Source organism: Rhodococcus sp. EPR-157, from assembly GCF_001647195.1.
Taxonomy (GTDB): Bacteria; Actinomycetota; Actinomycetes; order Mycobacteriales; family Mycobacteriaceae; genus Rhodococcoides.
Map to the genome: position 1 here is coordinate 20,035 of NZ_LVCV01000415.1, position 14,550 is coordinate 34,584.

The 14,550-nt window shown below is 63.4% G+C and carries 15 protein-coding genes and 1 pseudogene; 6 read left to right on the forward strand and 10 right to left on the reverse strand.

Going from position 1 to position 14,550, the window contains the following annotated elements; all coding sequences use genetic code 11:
* Window positions 1-12: 12 nt before the first annotated feature.
* The 8 genes from A2J03_RS19415 to A2J03_RS19450 all read right to left on the reverse strand — a co-directional run bounded on the left by A2J03_RS19415 (window position 13) and on the right by A2J03_RS19450 (window position 7,312).
* Entirely contained in the window at window positions 13-924 is a 912-nt protein-coding gene (locus A2J03_RS19415) for a sugar kinase (RefSeq protein WP_068377238.1), read from the reverse strand.
* Window positions 917-2,422 carry a tripartite tricarboxylate transporter permease gene (locus A2J03_RS19420; protein WP_068377240.1) on the reverse strand — a complete coding sequence of 502 codons (1,506 nt, stop codon included), beginning with the start codon at window positions 2,420-2,422 and terminating at the stop codon, window positions 917-919. Before A2J03_RS19420 ends, A2J03_RS19415 begins: the two co-directional genes overlap by 8 nt.
* The gene (locus A2J03_RS19425) at window positions 2,419-2,928 is read right to left on the reverse strand and encodes a tripartite tricarboxylate transporter TctB family protein (protein ID WP_068377241.1); all 510 of its coding nucleotides are present in this window, start codon (window positions 2,926-2,928) and stop codon (window positions 2,419-2,421) included. Before A2J03_RS19425 ends, A2J03_RS19420 begins: the two co-directional genes overlap by 4 nt.
* On the reverse strand, window positions 2,925-3,914 hold the full coding sequence (locus tag A2J03_RS19430) for a tripartite tricarboxylate transporter substrate binding protein (protein ID WP_231912620.1): 990 nt from the start codon (window positions 3,912-3,914) through the stop codon (window positions 2,925-2,927). Before A2J03_RS19430 ends, A2J03_RS19425 begins: the two co-directional genes overlap by 4 nt.
* A 136-nt stretch (window positions 3,915-4,050) precedes the next feature.
* Window positions 4,051-5,112 (reverse strand): YbfB/YjiJ family MFS transporter, encoded by a 1,062-nt coding sequence (locus tag A2J03_RS19435; protein ID WP_442971378.1) that lies wholly within the window; start codon window positions 5,110-5,112, stop codon window positions 4,051-4,053.
* A gap of 140 nt (window positions 5,113-5,252) precedes the next feature.
* Window positions 5,253-5,669 (reverse strand): VOC family protein, encoded by a 417-nt coding sequence (locus tag A2J03_RS19440; protein WP_068377250.1) that lies wholly within the window; start codon window positions 5,667-5,669, stop codon window positions 5,253-5,255.
* A 111-nt stretch (window positions 5,670-5,780) separates the two neighbouring features.
* Complete coding sequence (locus tag A2J03_RS19445) at window positions 5,781-7,061, reverse strand: cupin domain-containing protein (RefSeq protein ID WP_068377251.1); 1,281 nt, start codon at window positions 7,059-7,061, stop codon at window positions 5,781-5,783.
* Entirely contained in the window at window positions 7,058-7,312 is a 255-nt protein-coding gene (locus A2J03_RS19450) for a BatC protein (protein WP_068377276.1), read from the reverse strand. Before A2J03_RS19450 ends, A2J03_RS19445 begins: the two co-directional genes overlap by 4 nt.
* 100 nt (window positions 7,313-7,412) lie before the next feature.
* Here A2J03_RS19450 and A2J03_RS19455 point away from each other — a divergent pair, with 100 nt between their 5' ends.
* From A2J03_RS19455 to A2J03_RS19465, 3 genes are all read left to right on the forward strand, one after another.
* Window positions 7,413-7,835, forward strand: coding sequence for a hypothetical protein (locus A2J03_RS19455; protein ID WP_068377254.1), 423 nt, complete (start codon window positions 7,413-7,415; stop codon window positions 7,833-7,835).
* A gap of 87 nt (window positions 7,836-7,922) precedes the next feature.
* Window positions 7,923-8,207: a hypothetical protein gene (locus A2J03_RS19460; RefSeq protein ID WP_068377257.1), complete on the forward strand. Its 285-nt coding sequence runs from the start codon at window positions 7,923-7,925 to the stop codon at window positions 8,205-8,207.
* 1 nt (window position 8,208) lies between these two features.
* Window positions 8,209-9,273, forward strand: a complete 1,065-nt coding sequence (locus tag A2J03_RS19465) for a hypothetical protein (RefSeq protein ID WP_068377259.1) — start codon at window positions 8,209-8,211, stop codon at window positions 9,271-9,273.
* A gap of 8 nt (window positions 9,274-9,281) precedes the next feature.
* Here the strand turns inward: A2J03_RS19465 and A2J03_RS19470 are convergent, their stop codons facing one another.
* Window positions 9,282-9,587 carry a hypothetical protein gene (locus tag A2J03_RS19470; RefSeq protein ID WP_068377260.1) on the reverse strand — a complete coding sequence of 102 codons (306 nt, stop codon included), beginning with the start codon at window positions 9,585-9,587 and terminating at the stop codon, window positions 9,282-9,284.
* A gap of 13 nt (window positions 9,588-9,600) precedes the next feature.
* Window positions 9,601-11,307 carry a sodium:solute symporter family protein gene (locus A2J03_RS19475; protein ID WP_442971377.1) on the reverse strand — a complete coding sequence of 569 codons (1,707 nt, stop codon included), beginning with the start codon at window positions 11,305-11,307 and terminating at the stop codon, window positions 9,601-9,603.
* 168 nt (window positions 11,308-11,475) lie between these two features.
* On the opposite strand from A2J03_RS19475, the gene A2J03_RS19480 reads away from it, so the two are divergent.
* The 3 genes and pseudogenes from A2J03_RS19480 to A2J03_RS19490 all read left to right on the forward strand — a co-directional run bounded on the left by A2J03_RS19480 (window position 11,476) and on the right by A2J03_RS19490 (window position 14,467).
* Window positions 11,476-12,258 (forward strand): DeoR/GlpR family DNA-binding transcription regulator, encoded by a 783-nt coding sequence (locus tag A2J03_RS19480; RefSeq protein ID WP_068377264.1) that lies wholly within the window; start codon window positions 11,476-11,478, stop codon window positions 12,256-12,258.
* A pseudogene (gene galT / locus A2J03_RS19485) lies at window positions 12,255-13,343 on the forward strand (galactose-1-phosphate uridylyltransferase). The gene A2J03_RS19480 and the pseudogene galT overlap by 4 nt, the downstream one beginning before the upstream one ends.
* Entirely contained in the window at window positions 13,340-14,467 is a 1,128-nt protein-coding gene (locus tag A2J03_RS19490) for a galactokinase (protein WP_068377268.1), read from the forward strand. The pseudogene galT and the gene A2J03_RS19490 overlap by 4 nt, the downstream one beginning before the upstream one ends.
* Window positions 14,468-14,550: the final 83 nt, after the last annotated feature.

A 14,550-nucleotide genomic window follows, 5' to 3' on the forward strand; every position in this document is an offset into this window, starting at 1 on the left:
AGGTCGGCTCGATCATGCGTCGAGGCCGGCGGCTGGGACGAAGTCATTGGTGCTCGACAACGCCCGTGCTGCTAGATCGTGCCCCATCGTCAGCCGTCCGTGGGCATCCTTGCCGCTCGACAACCCCGATAGGTATCCCGCGGCGAACGCATCGCCTGCACCGACGACTTCGACCACGTCGACCGTGTGCGCCGAAACGAACACTGTTCCGGACGAGGTGAACTCGGTGGCGCCGACGTCGCCGTCCTTGACCACCACCGTGCGCCCCTGGCGATGTTCGATCCCGATCAGTGCCGAGATCGAGTGTGCGTCCGTGGTTCCCCACAGCTCGGCAGCTTCGTCGCGCCCGACGAACGTGATGTCGGCTCGCCGAGCGAGGTCGAGCAGTATCGGCGACGCGCGTTCGACTTCCCACACACCGCGTCGGTAGTTGACGTCGAAGGATATTCGCGTCGGTGATCCCTCGCAGAGGTCGAACAACGCATGCATCATCGCCGCGCACGTATCGGACAAACCGGCGTTGATTCCAGAAACATGCACGATAGACACCTCGCGCAGCGGCAGACCGTCGAGCGTTGCGGGAGACATCAGTGAGGCAGCAGACCCGCGTCGGTAATAGTGAACCGTCGTTGCGCCATCGTCGGGATCCTTGAAGTAGACGCCGGTGGGGGCGGTGTCGAGGGTCGTGACGTAGCTGGTGTCGACGCCGTGTGCCGCGATTTCGTCGACGATACGTCGTCCGAGTGGATCGTTCCCCACATTGCTGGCCCAGGCGACGCTGTGTCCCTGTTCTGCGAGATACAGCGCAACAGTGGATTCGGCGCCACCCATGTGCAGGGTGAACAGATCGGCGGATGCCAACGGTGTCGCATCGACGGGCGCGATGAGCGTCATGGTCTCTCCGATGCACAGGATCTCAGGCATCGACTCTCTCCTCGGCTCCTCGCCGCAGACCCTTCTTCAGCCCCGTGCGGATGTACGGCCCCAGCACCGCGAGTGCGCTGAGCACCAGGAGCGCAACGGCGATGCCGCTGGTGTAGATGCTGGCGGCGCCGTCGATGAGGAACGCGCGACGGATGTTGCTCTCGGCAAGCGGGCCGAGGATGAGACCCAGGACCAGGGGTCCTGCTGGAAACCCGTTGCGCCGCAATGCCAATCCGAGAAGCCCGAACACAAGCATCAATCCGACGTCGAATGCGCTGTTCTGGACTGCGTACGTTCCGACCATGCAGAAGGTGATGATGACTGCCCACAAGTACTTTTGGGGTAGGTCGAGAAGTTTGATCACACCGCGCATACGCACCAGGGCGAGAGCCAGCGCGGCGAAGGTCGCGAGCAACATGATCGCGGCAAGACTGTAGACGAGGTCCGGCGAATCGACGAACAACGCGGGCCCTGGCTGGAGGCCCCAGATCACCATCGAACCGATCATCACAGCCATGACAGCATCGCCCGGCACACCCAGAGCGAGTGTTGTGGTGAGTGACCCGCCCATAGTTGCAGTGCTGGCCGTATCTGCTGCGGCGAGACCTTCGAGCGAACCCTTCCCGAACTTCTCGGGAGTCTTCGATGCGCGTCGAGCCTGGTCCCACGAGACGATACCGGCAATGTCGCCACCGGCGGCAGGCACGACACCGACCACTGCGCCCACTCCGGATCCGATGAGAGCCGGCTTGACCAGTTCACGCCGTTCCGCACGGTTCGGCCACCACTTGCCGAGCTGCGTAATCGGCGCCGGGACGATGGTCGGGTGACGGCTGATCATCTGGTTGAACACCTCGGCGATTCCGAACAGTCCCACGATCGCGGCAATGAACGGGATACCGGAACTGAGCTCGTTCAGGCCGAACGTGAATCGGCCGTCGCCGGTGATCGGGTCGCGGCCGACAGTACCCAGGAGCAACCCGAGAATACCCGCGAACAGACCTTTGACGACGCGACCATCGGGTACGCCGATCATCATGGTCATTCCGAAGACGACGAGTGCGAACATCTCGGCGGGCCCGAATCGAAGAGCGATGCTCGCGATGGGTTGAGCGGCGAATATGAGAATGCAGATTCCGACGACGGATCCCACTGCTGATACCAGCGCGGAACTGGTGAGCGCGATTCCGGCTCGGCCCTGTTTCGCCATCGGGAAGCCGTCGAACGTGGTTGCGATCGAGGCCGGGGTGCCGGGCGTGTTGATCAGGATGGACGGAACACGATCGCCGAATTGTGCTGCGACGTAGATCGACAGGAGAACGGACAGACCCTGGAGCGGCTCCAGCGTCAGGGTGAACCCCGCGGCAAGTGCAACGGCCATTGCCGCGGTGATGCCGGGAACGGCGCCGACGAGAGTGCCGAGCAGAACACCGACGAGCAAGCACACGCCGATACTGGGGTCGAGGAGCGCGCTCAACCCCTCGGTAACCGCGTTCACAGCGGTACCTGCAAGAGCAGACCGAATATCGCCCACAGGATCACCGTGGTGATCACCGGGAACACGACGAGCGCCTTGATGCCCCGTCCGCCGGATATCGCAGTGAGTCCGGCCAGCAACACCACCGTCACGACGCGGAAGTCGAAGTACTGCCACGCAATTCCGTACACCGCGATGAGCGCCAGCGTCGCTGAGAGAGCGAACGCTCCGGAAGTCGTGATGGGCGGTTCGTCCGAGACAATGCGACTGATCACTGCCTGCACGATCAGAATCATGCCGATCACGACCATCGATACCGCCAGAGCCGTCGGCCACCACCGGGGACCGAAGGACTGCCCCTCACGGGCAACGTCGATTCGGTTCGTCATGACGTAGACCGCAGCGCCGAGTATCACCACGGCGAGCCCGATCCCGACCTCGTACACCCTGCTGTTCGGGCGTCTTCCGCTGGGCCGATCGTTTCCTGGCAGGTCGTCGGTGCTCACGCCGATGTCCTGGGTGGTCATTCCTGGGCCGCCAACTGTTCGAATCGATCCGATTCGGTTCCGACGAACGTGGTGGTCTCGGCAGCAGAACGGTAAAGGGGAAGATTGCCGCCGGATTCGATGAGATCGATGTATTCGTCGGTGGCGGAGGCAGATTCGATGGACTCTTCGAGGCGCGTGGCCGTGGCTTCCGGAAGTCCGGTCGGTGCGGCGATGACGGCCCAGCTGCCGATCACTACGTCGAGGCCGAGTTCGGTTGCCGTAGGCACACCGGGCAAGGCAGGTGCCGGCTCCTCGGTGAACACGGCCAGGACGCGTAGCCGACCGTCGGCGTGCGCGGGGGCGGTTTCACCGATTCCGGCGACGACTGCGTCGACCTGCGACCCGATTGCTGCGGTGACCGCGGGCGCGCCGCCGTCGAAAGGTACCCCGGTGAATTGGACGTCCGCTACTCGTCCGAGTTCGACTGCGCCTGCCTCCCAAATAGATCCAGGACCCGCGTTGGAGACGGTGATCGCGCCCGGGTCGGCCTTGGCAGCGGCAATGAGGTCATCGAGCGTTCGGTACGGGCTGTTCGCCGGGACTGCGATGGTGCCGGGTTGGGAGTTGACCTGGCCCAGGAAGTCGTACGCCGCAGGGTCGATCGAGTATCCCTGGTGGCCGAGCAGGCTGACCTCGACCGGCAGGACGCCGATGGTGTAGCCGTCCGCGCTCTGGTCGGCGAGGTACTGCATGCCGATCGACCCTGCACCGCCAGGGCGATTTTCGACGATGACACTGACGCCGAGGTCGGCTTCCATCTGTTTGCCCAGTGTGCGAGCCGTCAGATCGGTCGCTCCGCCGGCCGCCGTCGGGGTGAGCAGGGTGATGTTCCCGCTGGGGAAGTCCTCCTCCGCGGAGCCGCCTCCGGATCGATCCGCACATCCGGTGACCGATCCGATCAGGATCGCTGCTGCTGCTCCGCCGCTGACGAGTATGCGCATCGGACGAGTTGTTGAAGTGCTCAAAGGGTGCCTCCGAGTGAATGTGTTGCACTGTGTGCAACAGCGTTGCTCTCTGTGCACATACAGTATCCCATGTGTGACCCGTGGCATAGCAAATCTTTACTGTGATGCAGATCGGCGAATGAGCAGACCGGGGCCGCTACCTCGGTGCGTGCAGACGCGCGGCCGCAACGGCTCCGACGGTACCCAGCGCCAGGACGACCGTCGCGACGACGAAGGCGACCTTGTAGGAGTTGCCGAGGGCAGGCGCTACCACGAGTGGTCCCAGAACCTGCCCGACGCCGTAGACCGCAGTCAACGTTGCCGCCGTTCGTCCGATTGGCAGTCTGGCTGCGGTGCTCAGCGTGAGCATCGTGATGCCCATGAACGTGCCGCCGAAGAGTACGGCCGAAACTACGGCGACTCCGGAACTCTCGGACAGGGCAGGTAGCAGGGCAGAGAGCGTCTGGAGCGAGAACGCCGCAACGAGTGCGCGCCGCATCGTGATTCGACGAGCGATGGCCTGCCACAGCACGGTCGCGGGAACTGCAGACAGGCCGACGACGATCCACACTGCCGGACCGACCGAGGAATCACCGTGCCCGCCGACTGCGGCCACGAGGAAGGTGCCGACGATGATGTAGCCGAGACCCTCGAAGAAGTAGGCAGTCAGCAGGACCCGCCAGATCAGCCGCTGCCGAGCGGACGGACCGGCGTCATCATCGGGCAGGTGAGATTCTGCGTGTATGCGCAGAGTCAGGGCCGGCGCGATCAGGACTGCCGTCAATACTGCGGACGCAATCCACAGCGCCTGCCATGAAAGGTGCGGTGCCGCAGCGAGTGTGAGAATTCCCGAGGCGGTGATGCCTGCCCCGACACCGCCGAACGTGATGCCGGGGGAAGAACCGACCTGCTTGGCGACGGTACTCGCACAGGCGAGGAACACAACGGCACTCGCCAATCCGGCAACCGAACGCAGGAGCGAAAATGCAAAGGTATTGTCCACGAACGCCATTGCGACCTCGCTGGCGACGAGAATCGCAGCCCACGACCTGAACGCGGATGTGCTGTTCAGTCCGGGGCGGATCGAGAGTGCCACGGCGCCCAAGAGATACCCGGCGTAGTTCGCGGTCGCGATGACCGCACCGCTGCTTGGTGTCACACCCGCTGACTCGACCATGATGGGCAGGATCGGGGTGAATACGAAGCGACCGACGCCCATTGCCGCTGCGAGTCCTGCAGCTGCCGCGATGGATATGCGTCGACCGTCGAGTTCGTTCACACAACTAACGGTACCTTCGCGCTATCGAGCGCCGCGCCCACCTCTGGCGGTGATGCGGGGCCCGACATTTCTTGCGTTCGTCACGCACCTCCGCTGGAAATGTTCACCAGCCAGTTGATCCCGAACTTGTCGGTCAGCATTCCAAACGTGTCACCCCATGGAGCCGCGTTCAGGCCCATGGTGTTCTGCGCGCCATCGGCGAGTTTGTCCCAGTATCCGGTGAGCTCGGCTTCGTCTTCGCCGCTCAGTGAGACGGAGATGTTGTCGCCCACGTTCAGGTTCATACTGGCAGGAGTGTCTGCACCCATCAGTGTCAGGCCCGACGGGGACTCGAGCTGGCCGTGCATGATCTGGTCCTTCTCGGCCGGATCCTCGCTCGCACCGAAATCGGCGAACGTGTTGAGGAGGAGTTCACCGCCGAAGACGGTCTGGTAGAACTCCATCGCTTCCCGAGCGTTGCCACGGAAGTTGAGGTACGGATTGAGTCGGGTGGGCATGGTTCATCTCCTCGTCGACGGGTACGACGACCATCGTAGAGCGTCGGCTACCTGCCCACGGCGGATTGCCCGGTGTGGACGGGCAAGTGTTGTCGAACGTGACCTACGCATTCACGAGCGGTGAGCCGCACTGGTCGTCGATGGAACCACGACGCCTTCTCGAAGTAGCCGGCGAACGACGATGACGGCGCTGCTTTGATCCAGCCCGTCAAGATCTCCAGTCCTGCAGGGCTTTCCGGAATTCAACTGCATGATCGCATCCGAGGCCTCGATCGGGAGCGACACGGTCTTGCTCCGGAGGCCGAGGTGGACCCTGGACTCGTCGGTGCTGATCCGAGCAACCAGCCCTTGCCGCCAGACGACAGTGCTGTCTGCATCGAGGGAGGACATGAACGACATCGTCCGTAGCGGACTAACCGGTTCCGGACGGGTGATGTCGGCGAGCCGTCGGCCCAAGCGCTCGGCGATCCGGCGGCGGGCCTGCGGCGACGCGCGGAGATCGTCGAGAACCGACGCGACGTCGTCGAGAACTCGATCCACGTACGGCAGTACCGAGTCGGAATCCGTCAGGTCGAGCCCTGCCGGCAGTGGTTCCCGAAGCCGCGGTTCGTCCTGCAACAGGCCGAACAACTGGTTCGCGACGTCGTAGCGATTGAATGATGCGACACCGGCGGTCAGGTGAATAGTGTTGTCGCCCAGCGCTTCTGCCGCGTGAATCCAACCGCGAGGGAGGTACAGGGCGTCGCCCGGCTCCAGTACGGTGTCGAGCAGGGGGGTCTCACTCGCACGGTCCTCGACTGCGTCCCGTCGGTCCGACCATGGCTGGTTCGACAGTGGGTGGGTATGGACAGGTGAGTGGAGGACCCATCGCTTCGCTCCGGCGATCTGTAGCACGAACACGTCGTGAACGTCGTAGTGCGGCGCAAATCCGGTGGACGATGCAGGCGTGATGTACGCATTGACCTGTGCAGGATGGCCGATGTCATCGACGAGGTCACGAACGAAGTCGATCAGCGGGGGCCAGAGGCGGTGCAAGCCCTGAAGGACGAGTGTGTGGCCGTCGGCGAATGCCGACAGCACTGCTGCCGAGTCCAACTGGTCGGCCATCTCGGCACCGAATCCGCCCGAGGACGTGAACTCCGACTTGTCGAGCAGGGAGCCGTCTTTCGCCATCCGGGCGAACGGCGTTCGGACTCCGCGGTGCGAGACCAATTCGTCGACCGACGCCGCGGACATCAGGTCGTCGAACGAGCCACGCAGTTCGCGCCCCCGGGAGAGGAGCGGCTTTCGGCCCCAGTAGTCGTCGACAAAGGTACGCTCGTCGACGGAAATCAGACGACCGAGCGCGGACCGGTATCCCGGTCCGCGCTGGTCAGCGCGATGATCGCTCAAGCCGTGCCGTCCGCACCGCCGTCGTGGGCGTTGGGGTTCGAGCCGCCGTCGGCTGGGCCTTCGCCGGGTCCGGCAGCGCCGTCGGCTCCGCCGTCGTGACCGTTGGGGTTCGAGCCGCCGTCGGCTGGGCCTTCGCCGGGTCCGGCAGCGCCGTCGGCTCCGCCGTCATGGCCGTTGGGGTTCGAGCCGCCGTCGGCTGGTCCTTCACCGCTGGATCCGCTCGTGGTGATGTCGTCGTCGTTGATGCTCATCGAATGCCTTTCGGTCGACGTGTGTGCTGCGAGCAGAGGGCTGCCCTGCTCGGACCCTGCATTGACAATTCGCACTGATTTCAAACACTACGATCGTCGTATGCACACGCGCTCGGTCACTCTCTCGAAACTGGGTGCTTGGGTGATCAAGTGCAATCCCGCCAAAACCGATCTGACGTCGATGATTGCGACGGGAAAAGCGCAGCAACAGTGGTGTGTGGCCACCAACTACCGGACCGAACTGATGGCGGCAGGCCAACCTGTCCTGTTCTGGGTAAGCGGTGCTTCGCGTGGACTGTGGGGTGCGGGTCGTATCACCGGCGCACCGATCCGCGGCGCGGTCTGGAAAGTGCCGACCGATATCGACCTCTTCGCCGACCCGATCGACGCGTCCCGTTTGTCCGCCGTACCTATCCTGGCGTCGATGGAGGTCTTTCGATCGGCGCAGCAATCGAATCCGTCGTGGGTCAGCAAGCGCGAATGGGCGGCTATCAGGACGTTGCTCCCGATCGAAATGACGTAACCGAGAAGACTGGTGGAACCGATCGGCGGCCGAGCGCGTCCAATCGAGTATGAAGCCAGACGCTCTCTACCGAATCGGGGTTGTCCGATGACCATCCACGTCGATCACGTAGCGCTCGAACAGGTGTCGGACACCTTGAGTAGGACAGCGTCCGATGTCGACGCATTGGCGACACAGATTCCGGCCGAACCCGACGCCGGGGTCGGGAGCGGCCCGCTGTTGGTGATCGTGTCGCGGTTGCTCGCCAATGCGGGACTTCTGGTCGAGGGTCTTTCTGCGGCAGGAATTGCTGTGCACGAGGCGAATTCGGCCTACCGCGATACGGACCTGGAGACAGCGGACCGGGTAGCTCTCGAACAGTGGACGCGTTGACATGGGGATCGACACCAGGATCGACGGAACACCGGAGTCGGTGCACGGTATTGCCGACTGGGTCGCCCACGCAGTGGCCCCACGTATCGAGGGTGCTGCGGACGCGGTGTACGCCTCCAGGAATGTGGCAGACGCGGGATGGGACGGGCCGGCCAGTGATGTATTCGTCCATCGAACATCATCCACTGCAACGGATGTGGACGTCTTCGCCGAGGCAGTGAGCGAGAGCGCCTCTCGGCTGAGCGGGGCGGCAGAGGCGTTGGCCGCGGCCCTGACCGCGATGGCTGCGGCCAGAGACGCCGCATCGAAGGCGGGTCTTCTCGTGTTGAGAGATTCCATTGCCGTGCCGATCCTCGACGACCTATTGCCGGCATTTCGGGCGGCCGAGGACGCGGTCGGGGTTGCGCGGGAACACGAACGGCGGTACGCCCAGGAATTGAAGGACGTCGTCGACGGGCTCGTCGCCAAGTGGTTCTTCATCGGTGCGGACATGATCGCCGCCGGAGTCGAGGTCGGAACCGCACTGTATTCCAGCATGTTGTCGGCGCGAGCCGAGGATCTCGCTGCCCGTGGCCGAGCACTCATCGACTCGGCGATGAATGCCGGCCCGGACATAGCCGCCGCTCGAATTTACGACGATTACGATTGGGGGCGGGAGTTGACTCGCCGGGCCGACGACTTGACCGAGACCGCTGCGGATCTCGCCGCGCGGGCTCGGTCGATCCCGATCAAAGTCGGCGGCCTTACCGCTGTTGCCGAGATTGCGTACGACATCTATTCCGGTACCCCCGCCAAGCAGGCCGTGGTGTCGGGAGGTTCGGGCATGCTCGCTACGGTCGCCGCCGGCGCTGTGATCGGGACTGTCGTCGGTGGGCCGGTCGGTGCGGCCCTCGGTGCCGGAGTCGGGGCTGTGGCCGGCATCGCTACTTCAGGGATGGTCGACGGGGTATTCGAAGACGGCTACGAGAGCGTCGGAGACACCATGGCCGACGGCGTCGGTGCAGTACAGGACACGGGTAAGGCGATCGCCGATCTTACGGCCGGCGCGTGGCGGTCCGTATTCTGATCTGCGTCTTAGGCCTCGTCGGCATCCGTCGTGGTTGCCTCGCCCACGACGGCGGGCCGGGCGAGCGCCCAGCCGCCGAAGATGAGTGCGATGGCCAGCATGACGAGACCGACCCACAGGTTGGCGATGGTGCCGACGCTCATGTCGACGACGTTGTTGGACGGCGAGGAGTGTGTCTCGCTTCCGAACGCCGAGGGGAACAGACCTGCCAGCGTCAGCAAGATCCCGTAGATGCCGAGTAGTACTCCGATGACCGATCGGATGTCGAAGAGTCGGGCGACGAGCCCCGGTGTGTTCTTCTCAGGAGTTGTCATGTCCGGATCCCTATCAGTGGAAGACGATGTTGAGTACGACGACGAGGCCCAATGCGAAGCCCGCTAACGGAACCGGGCGTCGATACCACGGGTTGGTGGCATCCTCGGGGTCGGTGAACATCTCCCGAGGTGTCTCCGAGTAGACGAAGCCGACGAGTTCCTTCGCCGGTTTCGGCTGCGTAACCATGCTGACGCCGACGCTCACCGCGATGTCCACGACGAAGGCCGCGGAGGCTGCGACGAAGGGCATGCCCTGTCCTGGAAGGTTGATCACTCCGACTTCCGACAACACGAACACGAACACTGCTGCCGAGGTTCCGGATACGAGTCCGATCCAACCGGCCGCGGGCGTCATGCGCTTCCAGAACATACCGAGGATGAACGTCGCGAACAGAGGTGCGTTGAAGAAGCCGAACAGCGTCTGTAGGTAGTCCATCAAATTGGAGTAGCCCGAGGCGATCAGCGCTGTGAAGATGGCCATGATCGTTGCGACGACGGTTGCCACGCGTCCGACGGTGATGTAGTAGCCGTCCTCGCGGTCCTTGACGATGTATTGCTGCCACAGGTCGTAGCTGAAGACGGTGTTGAACGCGGAGATGTTCGCCGCCATACCGGCCATGAATGCGGCCATCAATCCGGCGATCGCGACGCCCAGCAACCCGTTGGGCAGAATGTCGCGCATCATCAACAGCATCGCGTCGTTGTACGTGATGTCGCCGGTACCGTTTTCCTTGAGGTTGATCATGTCGCCGATGGCGGCGGCCGCGATCATGCCGGGAACCACGACGACGAAGGGCACCAACATCTTCGGTATCGCACCGATGATCGGCGCGCGCCGGGCCGCCGACATCGAACTCGAGGCCATCGCGCGCTGGACCTCGACGAAGTTCGTCGTCCAGTAGCCGAACGAGAGCACGAAGCCGAGGCCGAACACGATTCCCACCACCGACAGGATGGGGGAGTCGAATCCGCTGAGTGCCTGACCTGGCCAGGACGCGAGCTGTTCGCTTGTCGATGCGGTCACGGTGCCGTCGGTGACGGTGGGGACGACCTTCTCCTTCAGTCCGGACCAGCCGCCGATCTTGATCAGCCCGATGATAGTCAGCGGGACCAGGGCAGCGAGGATGACGAAGAACTGCAGTACTTCGTTGTAGATCGCTGCCGAGAGTCCGCCGAGGACGGTGTACGTCAGAACGAGTGCCGCGGCGACGATCAACGACACCCAGAGCGACCAGCCCAGAAGCACTTTCACCACTGTCGCCAACAGGAACAGGTTGACGCCTGCGATGAGGATCTGCGCGACGGCGAAACTGATGGCATTGACGAGATGCGCTCTCGCGTCGAATCGTTTGCGCATGAACTCGGGAACGCTTCGAACTTTCGAGCCATAGTAGAACGGCATCATCACGACGCCGAGGAACAGCATCGCCGGGATGGCACCGATCCAGTAGTAGTGCATCGTCGCCAGGCCAAGTTGGGCGCCGTTGGCCGACATGCCCATGATCTCGACGGCGCCGAGGTTGGCGGAGACGAACGCGATGCCGGTGACCCACGCGGGTAACCGACGGCCGGAGAGGAAGAAGTCGAGACTCGTCGACAACTGTCGACGGGCCACGTATCCGATCCCGAGAACGAACACGAAATATACGGCAATGAGTACGTAGTCCAGCGCGTTCGTGTTGAACGAAAGCACGCCTTCTGCCGCAAGAGTCGACGTCACGCGTCAACCTCCCTGAGTGAGTGAGCTGGCTCACTGATGTGAGCGATGTGAACACAAAGTAACAGGTTCAAACAATTGCGTACATCCGATCCCCTCAAATCGCTCAGGTCTGTTTGGTAATGTTCGATTCATCAAGGCCGTCGTGCCCCGAATCAGAGGTAGGTGCCAATGCTGGCAGCCGAGCGGCACGCACGGATCACCGCCGCACTCCGCACCGACGGTGCAGTGAAGGTCGTCGAACTCGCCGAGTTGCTCGGCGTCTCCGAAATGACCATTCGTCGAGATCTGGACGTGCTCGACGACCGCGAAGTTCTGCGCAAGGTTCATGGCGGCGCCATCGCGCGCACCAACCGAGGCGTCGAACTACCGTCGACCGCGAAGGCCGCCCGGCAGCATGCCGAGAAGGTGGCTATCGGGCGCGCTGCGTTGGGCAGTGTCGAGGACGGGATGACCGTGGCGATCAGCGCCGGGACGACCACACTGGAACTCGCACGTCTGCTTCACGGCCGGTCGTCGATCACCGTCGTCACCAATTCCATTTCGATTTTCCAGGAGTTGACGGGACACCCCGACGAGCCGAACCCGGTGGTGTACCTGACCGGTGGTTCGCGAACGCCATCCGATGCACTTGTCGGACCGATCGCCAATGCCGCGCTCCATTCCTTTCGCGTCGACGCAGTCTTTCTCGGAGTTCATGGCTTCGACATCGAATCCGGATTGACCTCGCCGAATATCGCTGAGGCGGAGACGAATAGAGCTCTCGTCGCGACGAGTCGTCGACTGTTCGTCCTCGCGGACCACACCAAGTATCGCGAAGTGGGCACCAACGTGTTCGGGCGGATGGCCGACATCGACACACTCGTGGTCGACGACGGCCTCGACGCATCCGACCGATCGGCGCTCGCACCGCACGTTCAGAATATTCTCGTAGCCGAGACGGAGAAGGAATGACCACGATCCAGCCGCCCGTCCGTAGTGCCCTCGCCGACGGGCGCGAGATCCTCTTCTATTCGATGCCCGGCAACACCGCTCGCCCTGTCCCCGATATGCGGCCGCTCGCAGCGCGGTCGGCGACAGCGCAATCGGAGGTCCGCCGCGACCGTCAGACCGGTGACTGGGTTGCGATCGCCGCTCTGCGGCAGGATCGGACCTACAAGCCACCTGCCGATCAGTGTCCGTTGTGCCCGTCACCCGCAGGAGATCGCAGCGAAGTTCCCGCGGCCGACTACGACGTCGTCGTGTTCGAGAACCGTTTTCCCAGTTTGTCTCACGCCGGCGACGGCGCGCCTGCCCTGCACACGGACGCGCGGGAAGCGTCGGGCATCGGTAGGTGCGAGGTCATCTGCTTCTCCAGCAACCACACCGCGTCGTTCGCCGACCTGACTCAGGACCACGCACGGTTGGTGGTCGATGCATGGCGAGCGCGGACCGAGTCGCTGATGGCGATGGACGGGGTGGAACAGGTCTTCTGATTCGAGAATCGCGGCGAAGAAATCGGGGTGACGTTGTCGCACCCGCACGGTCAGATCTACGGCTACCCGTATCTGACGCCGCGCACCGCATCCATGCTCCGGCAGGCTCGCGAGTTCGCCGAGTCCCACTCGTCGAACCTCTTCTCGGACATTCTCGCCACTGAAATCGACGATGGTCGACGCATTCTGATTGCCGACGAGTACTTCACAGCCTTCGTACCGTTCGCAGCGCGCTGGCCGGTCGAGGTGCACATCTATCCGAATCGACACGTGCACAACCTGACCGAACTCACCGAGGCCGAACTGGATTCTCTGACGGCTGTGTATCTCGACGTGCTAGGACGGTTCGATCGAATGTATCCCACGCCGCTGCCTTATATTTCGGCACTCCATCAGTTTCGGCCCGAAGGCGTGCAGGCGGACGGGTACTTCCACATCGAGCTGATGTCGGTGCGACGGTCGGAGACGAAGCTGAAGTACCTGGCCGGTTCCGAGTCGGCGATGGACGCATTCGTCACCGACGTGACACCGGAACAAATGGCCGACCGATTGAAGGCACTATGAACACCGTTATCGCGCAGGCTCCGGGTCGAATCAACCTGATCGGTGAACACACCGACTACAACCTGGGCTTCGCTATGCCGATCGCGCTGGAGGAACGAACGACGGTTCGGTTCGAACCGGACGGGACGGACCGAATTTCTCTGCGGAGCAACGAGGAAGGTGACGGATCCTCGTTCGCCTTGTCTGCTCGGCCTGGAGACGTGGAAGGCTGGGCCGCGTACCCCGCAGGGGTGATCTGGGCGTTGTCAGCGGCCGGTCACAGCGTCGTCGGTGGGACCATGGAGGTCAGCAGTGACGTGCCCATCGGTGCAGGCCTGTCCTCGTCGGCTGCTCTCGAATGCGCGGTGCTGTTGGCGATGAATGCGGCGACGGCTACCGCCATGGACCGGTCGACCGTCGCCCGTATCGCTCAGCGAGGAGAGAACGACTTCGTCGGGGCGCCTACCGGTTTGATGGACCAGCTGGCCTCGCTGAACGGTGAGGCGAATCGAGCGCTTCTCATCGATTTCGACAGCACTTCGGTACGGCCGGTCGAGTTCGATCTCGCTGCGCACGGACTGGTACTCCTCGTTGTCAATTCCAATGCTGCGCATCAGCACTCGACGGGGGAGTATGCGTCGCGTCGAGAGTCGTGCACCCGGGCTTCCCGACTATTGGGTGTCGACTCGCTACGCCGGGTGCAGGGACACGACATTCTCGACCGCATCGAGGACGAAGTCGACCGACGCCGCGTCCGACACATCCTGACCGAGAACCAGCGCGTGCTCGACAGTGCACAAGCGATGGTGGACGGCGACTTTCGACGTCTCGGCGCGCTGATGGCACAGTCTCACGCGTCGATGCGCGACGACTTCGAGATCACTACCCCGCACATCGACCTCATCGTGGACTCGCTTCTCCGCCACGGCGCCCTCGGTGCCAGGATGACCGGCGGTGGTTTCGGTGGCTGCGTGATCTCGTTGGTACCGGCGGACGAAGTCGACACCATGTCCGCGGCCGTCACCGAGGACATCGCCGCCGGAGGGTTCCCCGCGCCGACGATATTCACCGCCCGAGCGGCTGCGGGCGCGCAGGTCTGCACTGACCCTTGGTCTCCTAGCGCACGAACGAAGACCGGTTGCTAGAGGTCCAGTACGATCCGGCCGCCGGTGGCGCGGGAGACGCAGATGAGCATGTCGGTGTGTTGTTCTTCGGGGGTCAGTCGGGT

What these genes read in the sequence shown, in the direction of transcription:
- A2J03_RS19415 (WP_068377238.1), bottom strand. Translation starts at nt 924, where the DNA reads ATGCCTGAGATCCTGTGCATCGGAGAGACCATGACGCTCATCGCGCCC.
- A2J03_RS19425 (WP_068377241.1), bottom strand. Translation starts at nt 2,928, where the DNA reads ATGACCACCCAGGACATCGGCGTGAGCACCGACGACCTGCCAGGAAAC.
- A2J03_RS19435 (WP_442971378.1), bottom strand. Translation starts at nt 5,112, where the DNA reads ATGGGCGTCGGTCGCTTCGTATTCACCCCGATCCTGCCCATCATGGTC.
- A2J03_RS19440 (WP_068377250.1), bottom strand. Translation starts at nt 5,669, where the DNA reads ATGCCCACCCGACTCAATCCGTACCTCAACTTCCGTGGCAACGCTCGG.
- A2J03_RS19450 (WP_068377276.1), bottom strand. Translation starts at nt 7,312, where the DNA reads ATGAGCATCAACGACGACGACATCACCACGAGCGGATCCAGCGGTGAA.
- A2J03_RS19455 (WP_068377254.1), top strand. Translation starts at nt 7,413, where the DNA reads ATGCACACGCGCTCGGTCACTCTCTCGAAACTGGGTGCTTGGGTGATC.
- A2J03_RS19460 (WP_068377257.1), top strand. Translation starts at nt 7,923, where the DNA reads ATGACCATCCACGTCGATCACGTAGCGCTCGAACAGGTGTCGGACACC.
- A2J03_RS19465 (WP_068377259.1), top strand. Translation starts at nt 8,209, where the DNA reads ATGGGGATCGACACCAGGATCGACGGAACACCGGAGTCGGTGCACGGT.
- A2J03_RS19470 (WP_068377260.1), bottom strand. Translation starts at nt 9,587, where the DNA reads ATGACAACTCCTGAGAAGAACACACCGGGGCTCGTCGCCCGACTCTTC.
- A2J03_RS19480 (WP_068377264.1), top strand. Translation starts at nt 11,476, where the DNA reads ATGCTGGCAGCCGAGCGGCACGCACGGATCACCGCCGCACTCCGCACC.
- A2J03_RS19490 (WP_068377268.1), top strand. Translation starts at nt 13,340, where the DNA reads ATGAACACCGTTATCGCGCAGGCTCCGGGTCGAATCAACCTGATCGGT.